The following is an 11834-nucleotide window of genomic DNA, read 5'->3' on the forward strand; positions in this document are numbered from 1 at the left end:
TTACCTGTTCGTAACAAAGCTGGGCAATCGAGTTCGTAGGGTCGTTTCTGTGTGGAAACCGATCCGGTTCCCAGCGAATGTGAGTAAGGACATCGATTGCCGATCCACCTGTCCCACCGACCACCCGTCCGCCGCGCTGAGAGGCGCATCCTCGCGGGCCTCGCCGTCCTCGGAGTCGCCGCGACCGCGGCCTTCGCCACCACCGGCGCCAGTGCCGCCCCTCTCGCCGGCAGTGCCTCGCTCGTCGGCGGGCTCTCCGTCGGCCAGAGCTTCGACGACGGCGACTACGTCGTCACCCTCGTCGAGCCCTCCGCGGCCACCTACCAGGGCAGCGATGCCCGCTTCGCCCGCACCGCGCCCGTCGACGGTGCGCAGCTGCAGGCCGCCTCGGCTCCGGTGGAGGACTACTCCGCCCACCTCGAGCAGCGCCAGGAGGACGTCGCCTCCGCGGTCGACGCCGCCATCGGCTACCACTACACCGTCGCCCTCAACGGCTTCTCCGCGACCCTCTCAGGCGAGCAGGCGGGCGAGCTCGCGAGCCGCCGCGACGTCGCCCAGGTCCGCAAGGTCGAGAACCTGAAGGTCGACCGCGCCGCGCAGGCCTCGCCGCTCGCCGCGGCCGCCGCCGGCACCCCGGTGCCCGACACCGGACAGCAGCGCTCCACCGACTTCCTCGGCCTCGAGGGCGAGAACGGCGTCTGGCAGAAGCTGGGCGGCATCGACAAGGCGGGCGAGGGCGTCGTCGTCGGCGTCATCGACTCCGGCATCGCGCCCGAGAACCCCTCCTTCGCAGGCGCGCCCCTGGCGACCTCGCCCGGAGCGGCCCCCTACACGGACGGCACCACCACCTCCTTCGTGAAGTCGGACGGCGGCACCTTCGTCGGCTCCTGCTCGCCGGGGCTCCCCGCCTCCGAGCAGTGGGACGGCGACGAGTGCAACCAGAAGCTCATCGGCGCACGCTGGTTCCTCGCGGACGAGGAGGTCGGCTCGACGGACAACCCCGAGTACCGCTCCCCGCGCGACGCCGACGGACACGGCTCGCACACCGCGAGCACGGCAGCCGGCAACAACGGCGTCGAGGCGAGCGTCGACGGCTACGACTACGGGAAGATCTCCGGAGTCGCCCCGGCCGCCAAGGTCGCCGCGTACAAGGTCTGCTGGAACGGACCCGACGAGGGCACCGACGACGACGACTTCTGCTCCGGAGCGGGCATCCTCGCGGCCATCGACGCCGCGACCAAGGACGGCGTCGACGTCATCAACTTCTCGATCGGCGGCGGCTCGGCCACCTCGACCCTGACCGCGATCGACGAGGCGTTCCTCAACGCCGCCGCCGCCGGCGTCTTCGTCGCGGCCTCGGCCGGCAACTCGGGTGCGGGCGCCTCCACGCTCGACCACGCGTCGCCCTGGTACACCACGGTCGCCGCGTCCTCCATCCCGACCTACACCGCGACCGCCGCTCTCGGCGACGGCCAGAAGTTCGTCGGAGGATCCATCTCGGTCCACGAGGACGTCACCGGACCGCTGGTGAACAGCGCCGACGTCGTCCGCTCGGGCGCCGAGAACCCCGCCATCTGCGAGACCGGCACCCTCGACCCCGACAAGGTGAAGGGCACGATCGTCGCCTGCACCGCGGGCGTCACCGCGCGCGTCTCCAAGTCGGCCGAGGTCGAGCGGGCCGGCGGCATCGGCATGCTGCTGCTCAACCCGACCCCGAACGCCCTGCACGTCGACGACCACTCGGTCCCGAGCATCCAGATCGACTCGCAGGCCTACCAGGCGATCACGACCTACGCCGGCACCGCCGGTGCGACCGTGACCCTCTCCGAGGGCAACTCGTCCGGAGCCTCCATCCCCGTCCCGCAGGTCGCCGGCTTCTCGTCGCGCGGACCCGCTGAGGCGGACGGCGCCGACGTGCTGAAGCCCGACCTCACGGCGCCCGGCGTCGCGATCCTCGCCGACAGCTTCAACGCCGAGGGCGACGACCCCGCCTTCGCGTTCGAGTCCGGCACCTCGATGTCGTCGCCGCACGTGGCGGGCCTCGGCGCGCTGATCCTCGGCGCGACCCCGAAGGCCTCGCCGTCCGCGGTGAAGTCGGCCATGATGACCTCCGCCTACGACAGCGTCGACCAGTCGGGCGCCGCGTCCGAGGACGTCTTCGCCCAGGGCGCCGGACACGTCGACCCGGCCGCGTTCCTCGACCCCGGGCTGCTCTACGAGAGCGGCACGGAGGACTGGATCGCGTTCCTCAAGGGCGCGGGCTACGTCTTCACCTCGAACCCGGTGATCGACCCGATCGCCGCGATCGACCCGTCCGACCTCAACCAGGCCTCGATCGCGATCGGCGCCCTCGCGGGCACGCAGACCGTGACCCGCACGGTCACCTCGACCGGCGCGGGCACCTACACCGCCTCGGTCGACGGCCTCGCCGGGATCGACACCGTCGTCTCGCCCTCGACCCTCTCCTTCACGGGTGCGGGCCAGACGGCGGAGTACACGGTCTCCTTCACCACCGGCTCGGCGGCGCTCAACCAGTTCGCCACCGGCTACCTGACCTGGGCGAGCGCGGAGCACGATGTCCGCAGCCCGATCGCGGTGCGACCCGTCCTGCTGGACGCGCCCTACGAGGTCTCCGGCACCGGCTCGACCGGCACCGGCACGGTGACGGTCACGCCCGGCATCACCGGCGCGCTGCCGCTCACCGCGAGCGGTCTCGCCGAGGGCGTCCTCGCCGAGGACGCCACTGCCGCTGACGGCCACTCGGCGACGCTCCCCACGGGGAAGTCGCTGACGACCACCGTCGTGGTGCCGGAGGGCGCCGAGTTCGCCCGCTTCGACCTCGACTCGCTCGACGACGCGGCCGACCTCGACCTCACCGTCACCAGCGAGAGCACCGACAAGGTCTTCACCTCGGCGACCGGCTCGGCCGACGAGCGCGTCGACATCGCCGACCCCGCTCCGGGCGAGTACACGGTCCAGGCCGATGTCTACTCGACCGCCCCGGGATCCTCGACCGTCACGTTCGACTTCCGCAGCTTCGTCATCACTCCGGAGAACGGTCTCGGCTCGCTGAGCACCGACCCCGCCGTGGTCGACGCCGTGCAGGGCGAGCCGATCGCGTACGCGGTCTCCTGGTCGAACCTGGCGGGCCCGGCCCGCTACCTCGGCCGTGTCGCCTACACCGACTCGGGACTCGCGACGCTCGTGAGCGTCGACGTCACCGAGGCGGTCACCCCCACCCCGACGCCGACCGCGACTCCGGAGCCCACAGGCACCCCGGAGCCGACCGCGACGCCGACGGCCGGCCCCACCGCCGGACCGGGGGAGCCCACCACCACGCCGACGGCCGGACCGGGCGCGCCCGGCCACGGCGCCGGCGGCCTCCCGTCGACGGGCTTCGACGGCGGTCTCCTCGGAGCCGCCGCCCTCGCCCTCCTCGGTGCAGGTGCTGTGATCACCGGCCTCCGACGCCGCGCCCTGGCGCAGCGTGAGGCGGGCGCCGCGGAGTAGTCCTCCGCGACCGCCGCGAACGGCCGTCCCCCTGCTCCTCCCGGAGCGGCGGGGGCGGCCGTTCGCCGTTCCCGGGCGGGGGAGGCGGAGACGGGGCGGCTCGTGGTGCGTGCCGGGAGCAGGACCGGCCCGGCTGCGTGGGGGAACGGCTCGAGAGGGGAGGCGGGAGCGGGTCGGGGAGAGATCGACGATCAGGCGGGGCGGAGCACCTCCGACTGGGGGCCAGGCGGCGCGATCGGCCCGGGGTCCCGCTGCGGTCGCGCATCCCCGGAGGTGCATCGACGGGAGAACGCGGTGGCGACCTGCCGCTGCGAGCCGGGACGACGCGTTCGGTCCCGGTCCGAGGCGGCGGCGAGCGCACGGGGACCGCGGTGCACCCTCGGGAACATCGGTGGACGGCTCCGAGCGAGCGCCCCCTCGGCCTGAGCGGCCGCCGTCCGGATCAGAGGGAGCGGCGTCCCGCGATGACGCCGGAGACGACGGCGAGGACGCCGAAGACGATCGCGACGACCGGCTGGCCGAGGTCCAGCCACGCCAGCGCGGCGGCGCCCATCACGAGCAGCTCGATCAGCGAGCGGCCGTAGACGTCGATCGCGAGGACCGCACGCGGCGAGAGGAAGAGCGCCCAGACCAGCGCGGCGACCACCGGAGCGCCGATGCCGAGGACGATGTTCCACGGCAGGTCCCACGACGCGAAGCCCCAGAGGGCGAAGGTCGCCAGCGCGACGAGCTCCAGGAGGAACCGGAGGATCGCGTTCGGGCCGATCCTGATGTCGGTGCCCGCGGTGTCCGCTCCTGCTCGATTCACGCCGACCATGCTAGCCGCCGGAGGTCAGCGGAAGATGATGGTGCGGGCCCCGTCGAGGAGCACCCGGTCCTCCGCGAACCACTTGACCGCCTGCGTGAGCGTGCGGCTCTCCTCGTCCTGCCCGATCGCCACGAGCTGAGCGACCGAGTGCGAGTGGTCCACGCGCACCACGTTCTGCTCGATGATCGGCCCCTCGTCGAGGTCGCTGGTGACGAAGTGCGCGGTCGCCCCGATCAGCTTGACGCCGCGGGCGTGCGCCTGCTTGTAGGGGTTCGCGCCCTTGAAGCCCGGCAGGAACGAGTGGTGGATGTTGATGGCGCGGCCGGCCAGTCGCGCGCAGAGCTCGGGGGAGAGGATCTGCATGTAGCGCGCCAGGACCACGAGCTCGACGTCGTGCTCCTCGACGACCTCCAGCACGCGCTCCTCGAACCCGCGCTTCGACTCCGGCGAGACCACGGGTCGCGACTCGAAGGGCACGCCGTAGAACTCGGCGAGGTCGCGAAGGCTGCCGTGGTTGGACAGGATCATCGGGATGTCCACCGCGAGCTGCCCGGCGCGCTGGCGGAAGAGCAGGTCGTTGACGCAGTGCGCGGCGGTGGAGGCGAGGACGAGGGTGCGCAGCGGCCGGCCGACGACGTCGAGGCGCCAGGTCATCCCGTAGTGCTCCGTGATCGGCAGCAGGGCGGCGGCGAACTCCTCGCGGCTGATGGGCGACTCCACCTGCAGGCGCATGAAGAAGCGGCCGGTGTCGGCGCTCGAGAACTGCTGGCTCTCGGTGATGTTGCCGCGGGCCTGGACGACGGCACCGGACACGGCGTGCACGATGCCCGGCTGGTCGGGGCAGGCGAAGGTCAGGGTCCAGTGGTTTCCCGCGGGCCGGGCGCCGGACCACGCGGCGTCGCTGCCCGTCGGACGGGTGCTCGCGGAGGCGGGCCGGGGAGTCGCGGACGCGGCGGGTTCGGGCTGCATCCGCCCAGGATAACGGTGGGGCACGGGGCGGTCCGCGCGCCTCAGCCCGCGTCGACGGACACGACGGCGACGGGTCCCGTCCGCCCGTCCGGGGAGAAGTAGCGGACGCCGATCGTGTGCCTCCCGGGACCGACCTCCAGGGTCGCGGCGAGGACGGGGGCTCCGGGAGCGAGGGACCGCACCTGCCCGCCGTCGACCAGGAGGTCGAGGCCGTCCGCGTCGGGATCGGCGAGCACGAGCACGCCGACCGCGCCCCCGCTCGACGCGGCCCGGGCGAGGAGCACCGGAGCGCGCAGGTCGACCGTCTCGGGGGCGCTGACTCCTGCAGCGGTGCGCGCCAGCACCGTGGTCGTGCCCGCGGGGAGGGGGAGCGCCGGCGCGGTCCAGGAGCCGTCGGCGTCGGCGGTGGCGGAGCCCACGCGGCGTCCGTCGGAGGCGTCCTCGAGGAGCACCTCGGCGCCGGGCGCGGCGGTGCCCCGGGCATCGGGCAGCAGCCGGCCGTCGGTGTCGAGCGCGAGGGTCGGTGCGGCCGGAGCGGGAGGTGCGGCCGGAGTGGGGGTCGTGACCGGTGCGGGAGTCGAGACCGGAGCGGAGGTGCTCGGCGCCTCTGTCGGGACCGGCGCCGGAGTGCTCGGTACGTGCGTCGTTGCCGGAGCCGGAGTGTCCGGTGGGGGAGTCACGGTCGGAACAGGAACAGGAACAGGAACAGGAACAGGAACAGGAACCGGGACCGGAGTGCTGGGTGCGGGGGTCGGGACCGGAACGGAGGGCAGGGCCGGGCCGTTGCCGATCGGGCCCGGCGCGGAGCTCCCGGTCGTGGTCCCCGGCGGCCCGGAGGGGGCCGGAGCCTCGGTGACGGCAGGGGAGGGCGCCGGTGCGGGGCTGCCGGTCACGGCAGGGCGGGGCGGGGCGGGCTCGGCGGCAGGAGTCGGGGAGGCGGTCGCCTCGATCCCTCTCGACGCCGGTGCGCCGACGGGATCGTGGGACGGCTCCTGTTGCGGCGGGCGTCCCGTCCTCCCGGGGGTCGCGCGCGTCGCTCCGGCGTCGTCCGACGCAGCCCGTCCGGCCACGGCCGGCACCGTGCTCCTCGGAGCGGCGCCGGACCCGCTGGACCGCCCCGCCGGATCGCCGTCCGCTGCACTCGTCCGGTCCGCGGCCTCCGGGTCCGTCTCCGGCCGGTCGGCGCTCGCCGCCGCTCCTCCGCTCGACGTGGGCGCAACCGCCTCGGCAGTTGCGCGCTCGTCCACCCGCGCGGAGGCGTCCTCCGCCGCCACGAGCGCGCCGCCCCCGTTCCCGGACAGCAGCACCGCCGCGCCGACGACTCCCGCGACCGCGAGTGCCGCCGCAGCGGACGCGGCGACGACCACTCCTGTTCCACTGCCCGCTCTCGACGCCCTTACCGCCGATGCGCGGACCGCGCTCGACGCCCGGACCGCGCTCGGCAGCGGACCGGGGGCCGCGCCGGAGCCCCCGCCCGCCGCCCACGCGGCCGCACCGCTCACGCCGGCCGAGAGCGGCAGCAGCACCGACGCGAGGCGGCGCGCAGTGCTCTCGGCCTCCGCCAGCGCCTCCCGGCAGGAGAGGCACCCGTCCAGGTGCCGGTCGATGCGGTGCCTGTCCCGGACGGGGGCTCGTCCTCGCGCGTACGTCCCCGCCCGCTCGAGCACCCACTCGCACTCGCCCGTCGCCGAGGCGTCCGCCACGTGCTCCCGGATCCACGCGGAGCGCAGCCCCTCCCGCGCCCGCACCCCGAGCGCTGCGACCGCGTTGGGCCGCAGGCCCATCAGCGGTGCGGCGGCGGCGGGGGACAGGCCCTCCACCTCCGTGTACCAGAGCACCTCCTGCCAGCGCGGCGGCAGCGCCCGGAACGCGCGCGCGCCCAGGTCGCGCTCGAGGGCGGCGAGGGCGTGCGCCTCGGGATCGGGGCCGGCAGAGGGGAGGGCGCGGTCGGCCTCGTCGAACGGCCGCTCGTGCCGGTCCCGCCGGGCCCAGGATCCCGCGACGTTGCGGACGGCGGTGAAGAAGTAGGGGCGGAAGGCGCCCTCGGGTCCGCCGCCGCGCTCGATCGCCCGCAGGACGCGGAGGAACGCCTCCGAGACCAGGTCGTCGGGGTCGGAGCTGCTCGCCCACGCCCGGGCCACGGTGCGTCCGGCCGAGGAGTGGCGGCGCCAGAGCTCGGAGACCGCGTCGGTGCGGCCCTCCCGGACCAGCGTGACGAGCTCCTCGTCGCTGCGGCCGTCGATGCGCTCGGAGCGGCGTCGAGGACTCACGGCGACGCCCTCCCTCCCGGTCCCGCGCCGGGACCGCCCGAGGGATCGTCGCACGATCGCGCGTGCCCGCCCCCGACTGGCGCGACTCCCGCGCCACCCGGCCCGCTTGCTAGAGTGAGCCCGCCGCGACTGGCGTTCGGATGGGTGACCATCAGGGAGCGGCACCTCCTCCGGGGCAGCGCCCCGGACACTTTTCCCGCCGCACGCCTGGGCTGGAACGGATACCGTAGATCGGGTCGCCCGAACGAGCCGTGTCGCGCCGCAGCGACCTGCCGGGCCCCTTCCGTTTCCCAGCCAAGGAGCGTCCGTGTCCTCTTCCCCCGCCAGCCCCGGCGTCGCCGCCTCGTTCGACCAGCCCGTGTCGGTGGTCGACCCCGAGATCGCCGCCGTGCTCCAGCAGGAGCTCGACCGCCAGCGCGGCTACCTCGAGATGATCGCGAGCGAGAACTTCGTGCCGCGCGCGATCCTCGAGTCGCAGGGCTCCGTCCTGACCAACAAGTACGCCGAGGGCTACCCCGGACGCCGCTACTACGGCGGCTGCGAGTACGTCGACATCGCCGAGCAGCTCGCGATCGACCGCGCCAAGGCCCTCTTCGGCGCCGAGTTCGCCAACGTCCAGCCGCACTCCGGAGCCTCCGCCAACGCCGCGGCGCTCGCCGCGCTCGTGCAGCCCGGAGACACCATCCTCGGCCTCGAGCTCGCGCACGGCGGCCACCTGACCCACGGCATGAAGCTGAACTTCTCGGGCAAGCTCTACAACGCGACCGCGTACGGCGTCGACCCGCAGACCTTCCGCATCGACATGGACGCGGTCCGCGAGAAGGCCCTCGAGGTCCGTCCGCAGGTGCTCATCGCCGGCTGGTCCGCCTACCCCCGTCAGCTCGACTTCGAGGCGTTCCGCGCCATCGCCGACGAGGTCGGCGCGAAGCTCTGGGTCGACATGGCCCACTTCGCAGGCCTCGTGGCGGCGGGGCTGCACCCGTCGCCGGTGCCCTACGCCGACGTCGTGACGACCACCGTCCACAAGACGCTGGCCGGCCCGCGCTCGGGGCTCATCCTCGCGAAGCAGGAGTACGCCAAGAAGCTGAACTCGGCCGTCTTCCCCGGCCAGCAGGGCGGCCCGCTCATGCACGTGATCGCCGCGAAGGCGACCGCGTTCAAGCTCGCCGGCGAGCCCGAGTTCGCCGACCGCCAGGCACGCACCATCCGCGGCGCGCAGATCCTCGCCGAGCGCCTCACGGCGGCCGACTCGAAGGCCGAGGGCATCGACGTCCTGACCGGCGGCACGGACGTCCACCTCGTCCTCGCCGACCTGCGCGACTCGCCGCTGGACGGCAAGCAGGCCGAGGACCGCCTCCACGAGGTCGGCATCACGGTCAACCGCAACGCCGTGCCGTTCGACCCCCGCCCGCCGATGGTCACCTCGGGCCTGCGCATCGGCACGCCGGCGCTCGCGACCCGCGGCTTCGGCGACACGGAGTTCACCGAGGTCGCCGACGTCATCGCCGAGGCGCTCAAGCCCTCGGCCGACCTCGAGGCGCTGCGCGGCCGCGTCGCCCGCCTCACCGACGACTTCCCGCTCTACCCCGGGCTGTAGTCGATCCGCTGCACCACCCGCGCGGCGGAGGCCGGGGCACCGCCCCCCTCCGCCGTGCCACGACCGAGGAGCCCGAGATGACGGCACAGGTACTCGACGGCGTCGCGACGGCGACGGCGGTCAAGACGGAGATCGCGGAGCGGGTCGCCGCTCTGCGCGAGCGGGGCGTCGTGCCCGGGCTCGGCACGCTGCTGGTGGGGGACGATCCCGCCTCCCGCTCGTACGTCGCGGGCAAGCACCGCGACTGCGCGGAGGTCGGGATCGAGTCGATCCGCGTGGACCTCCCCGCGACCGCGTCGGCGGACGACATCCGCGCCGCCATCCAGCAGCTCAACGACTCGGAGGCCGTGACCGGGTACATCATCCAGCTCCCGCTGCCGAAGGGCATCGACGAGAACGCGATGCTCGAGCTCATGGATCCGGACAAGGACGCCGACGGCCTGCACCCCACCAACCTCGGCCGCCTGGTTCTCGGCGTCGAGGGCGAGCTGGACAGCCCGCTGCCCTGCACGCCGAACGGGATCGTCGAGATGCTGCAGCGCCACGGCATCCCGACCTCGGGCAGACACGTCGTCGTCGTGGGCCGCGGGCTCACCGTCGGCCGACCGCTCGGGCTCCTGCTCACGCGGAAGGGCCTCGACGCCACCGTGACCCTCACCCACTCCCGCACGGCCGATCTCGCCGCGGAGGTGCGCCGCGCCGACATCGTGGTGGCCGCCGTGGGCGTGCCCGGGCTCATCCGCGCCGACTGGGTGAAGCCCGGCGCCGCCGTGCTCGACGTGGGCATCACGCGGGTCGAGAACCCGGAGACGGGTCGCGCGAAGCTGACGGGCGACGTCGCACCGGAGGTGGCGGAGGTCGCGGGCTGGCTCTCGCCCGTGCCCGGCGGCGTCGGCCCGATGACGCGCGCGATGCTCATCCACAACGTGGTGACGGCGGCCGAGCGCGCCCTGCGCTGACCGGTCCCGCGCCACGGGACCCGCGCCGGACCGCGCTCGGGGGCGACGTCCAGTCGCCTGCCGGTAGCGTGGCCCGGCGCTCTCGCGTCCCCCACCCCGTCGGACACGTCCTCGGAGCGCGCCCCGCCCCACGAGGAGAACCCATGCTCACCGTCACCGCCTACGCCGCCCCCTCCGCGACCGAGCCGCTCGTCCCCACCACCATCGAGCGCCGCGACGTCGGACCGCACGACGTGCTCATCGAGATCGCCTACTCCGGCATCTGCCACTCCGACATCCACACCGTCCGCGGCGACTGGGGTCCGGTGGCGTACCCGCTGACCGTCGGCCATGAGATCGTCGGCGTCGTCGCCGAGGTCGGCTCCGAGGTCACCAAGCACTCCGTCGGCGACCGCGTCGGCGTCGGCTGCATGGTGAACTCCTGCCGCGAGTGCGAGAACTGCCTCGCGGGCGAGGAGCAGTACTGCCTGAAGGGCAACACCGGCACCTACGCCTCCGTCGACCGTGACGGCACCATCACCCAGGGCGGCTACTCCACGCACGTCGTCGTCGTCGAGGACTTCGTGCTCCGCGTGCCGGAGTCGATCCCCTACGAGGCCGCCGCTCCGCTGCTGTGCGCGGGCATCACGACCTACTCGCCGCTCTCGCACTGGGAGGCGGGCCCCGGCAAGCGCGTGGCCGTCGTCGGCCTCGGCGGGCTCGGCCACATGGCCGTCAAGTTCGCGCATGCGATGGGCGCCGAGGTCACCGTGCTCTCGCAGACCCTCAGCAAGAAGGAGGACGGCCTCCGCCTGGGCGCCGACCACTACTACGCGACGCGCGACGAGGCGACCTTCACCGATCTCGCGAACACCTTCGACCTGATCGTCAACACGGTCAGCGCGCCCCTCGACCTCGACGCCTACCTGGGGCTCCTGCGCCGCAACGGCACGATGGTGAACGTGGGCGCTCCGGCCGAGGCGCTGCCGTTGCACGTCTTCACGCTCTTCGGCGCCCGTCGCTCCTTCGCGGGCTCGGGCATCGGCGGCATCCGCGAGACCCAGGAGATGCTCGACTTCTGTGCCGAGAAGGGCATCGCGAGCGAGGTCGAGGTCGTCTCGGCCTCGCAGATCAACGAGGCCTACGAGCGGGTCCTCGCCTCGGACGTCCGCTACCGCTTCGTGATCGACGCCTCCACGTTCGAGAAGTGAGCGCGGCCGGGGCGCTAGCCTCGGCGGCATGAGCGAACGGAGCCACTCGGCCGTCGACCGCGTCCTCGCCGACCTCGACCGGCACGGCGTGCACCCGACCGTGCGCTGGCTCGACTCGGCCGCGTCGACGGCCGCACTGGCGGCCGAGGCGCTGGGCGTCGACGTCGGTCAGATCGCCAACTCGCTCGTGTTCCTGCTCGACGGTGCGCCGCTGCTGGTCCTGACCAGCGGCGGCCACCGCGTCGACACCGCCTGGCTGGGCGTGCAGCTGGGTGGATCGATCACCCGGGCGCCGGCCGCGGAGGTGAAGTCCGCGACGGGCCAGACGATCGGCGGGATCGCGCCGGTGGGCCATCCCGCGCCGCTGCGCACCGTGGTCGACGCGGCCCTCGCCGCCTACGACGTGGTCTGGGCTGCGGCCGGGCACGCGCACACCGTCTACCCGACGAGCTTCGCCGAGCTGGTCCGGGTCACCGGGGGAGAAGCGCGCGCCGTCGTTCCGCCGGATCCGGCGCCGTAGCGTCGACTGGA

The 11834-nt window shown here is 73.9% G+C and carries 8 protein-coding genes; 5 read left to right on the top strand and 3 right to left on the bottom strand.

Annotated elements, in window-relative coordinates; translation table 11 throughout:
• Positions 1–96 precede the first annotated feature (96 nt).
• The gene (locus tag GTU71_RS00760) at positions 97–3510 is read left to right on the top strand and encodes a S8 family serine peptidase (protein ID WP_159939096.1); all 3414 of its coding nucleotides are present in this window, start codon (positions 97–99) and stop codon (positions 3508–3510) included.
• Positions 3511–3952: 442 nt separating this feature from the next.
• Here GTU71_RS00760 and GTU71_RS00765 read toward each other — a convergent pair whose 3' ends face one another.
• Genes GTU71_RS00765 through GTU71_RS00775 form a run of 3 tightly spaced genes read right to left on the bottom strand, consistent with a single transcriptional unit; the run spans position 3953 to position 7557 of the window.
• Positions 3953–4318: a YrdB family protein gene (locus tag GTU71_RS00765; protein ID WP_244230596.1), complete on the bottom strand. Its 366-nt coding sequence runs from the start codon at positions 4316–4318 to the stop codon at positions 3953–3955.
• Positions 4319–4342: 24 nt separating this feature from the next.
• The gene (gene purU / locus GTU71_RS00770) at positions 4343–5287 is read right to left on the bottom strand and encodes a formyltetrahydrofolate deformylase (RefSeq protein ID WP_104227281.1); all 945 of its coding nucleotides are present in this window, start codon (positions 5285–5287) and stop codon (positions 4343–4345) included.
• Between the two features lie 41 nt (positions 5288–5328).
• Entirely contained in the window at positions 5329–7557 is a 2229-nt protein-coding gene (locus GTU71_RS00775) for a sigma-70 family RNA polymerase sigma factor (RefSeq protein ID WP_159939097.1), read from the bottom strand.
• Between the two features lie 307 nt (positions 7558–7864).
• Here GTU71_RS00775 and glyA point away from each other — a divergent pair, with 307 nt between their 5' ends.
• From glyA to GTU71_RS00795, 4 genes are all read left to right on the top strand, one after another.
• Positions 7865–9154, top strand: a complete 1290-nt coding sequence (glyA, locus tag GTU71_RS00780) for a serine hydroxymethyltransferase (RefSeq protein ID WP_104224723.1) — start codon at positions 7865–7867, stop codon at positions 9152–9154.
• Positions 9155–9231: 77 nt separating this feature from the next.
• The gene (locus GTU71_RS00785) at positions 9232–10113 is read left to right on the top strand and encodes a bifunctional methylenetetrahydrofolate dehydrogenase/methenyltetrahydrofolate cyclohydrolase (RefSeq protein ID WP_159939098.1); all 882 of its coding nucleotides are present in this window, start codon (positions 9232–9234) and stop codon (positions 10111–10113) included.
• A gap of 143 nt (positions 10114–10256) precedes the next feature.
• On the top strand, positions 10257–11303 hold the full coding sequence (locus GTU71_RS00790) for an NAD(P)-dependent alcohol dehydrogenase (protein WP_104233905.1): 1047 nt from the start codon (positions 10257–10259) through the stop codon (positions 11301–11303).
• Between the two features lie 28 nt (positions 11304–11331).
• Positions 11332–11823 carry a YbaK/EbsC family protein gene (locus GTU71_RS00795; RefSeq protein WP_159939099.1) on the top strand — a complete coding sequence of 164 codons (492 nt, stop codon included), beginning with the start codon at positions 11332–11334 and terminating at the stop codon, positions 11821–11823.
• Positions 11824–11834: the final 11 nt, after the last annotated feature.

It is taken from the genome of Rathayibacter sp. VKM Ac-2762, from assembly GCF_009866585.1.
Taxonomy (GTDB): domain Bacteria; phylum Actinomycetota; class Actinomycetes; order Actinomycetales; family Microbacteriaceae; genus Rathayibacter.

Bases quoted from the DNA above. Each gene is read 5' to 3' on its own strand.
- GTU71_RS00795 (WP_159939099.1), top strand. From the start codon at position 11,332: ATGAGCGAACGGAGCCACTCGGCCGTCGACCGCGTCCTCGCCGACCTC.
- GTU71_RS00785 (WP_159939098.1), top strand. From the start codon at position 9,232: ATGACGGCACAGGTACTCGACGGCGTCGCGACGGCGACGGCGGTCAAG.
- GTU71_RS00790 (WP_104233905.1), top strand. From the start codon at position 10,257: ATGCTCACCGTCACCGCCTACGCCGCCCCCTCCGCGACCGAGCCGCTC.
- purU (WP_104227281.1), bottom strand. From the start codon at position 5,287: ATGCAGCCCGAACCCGCCGCGTCCGCGACTCCCCGGCCCGCCTCCGCG.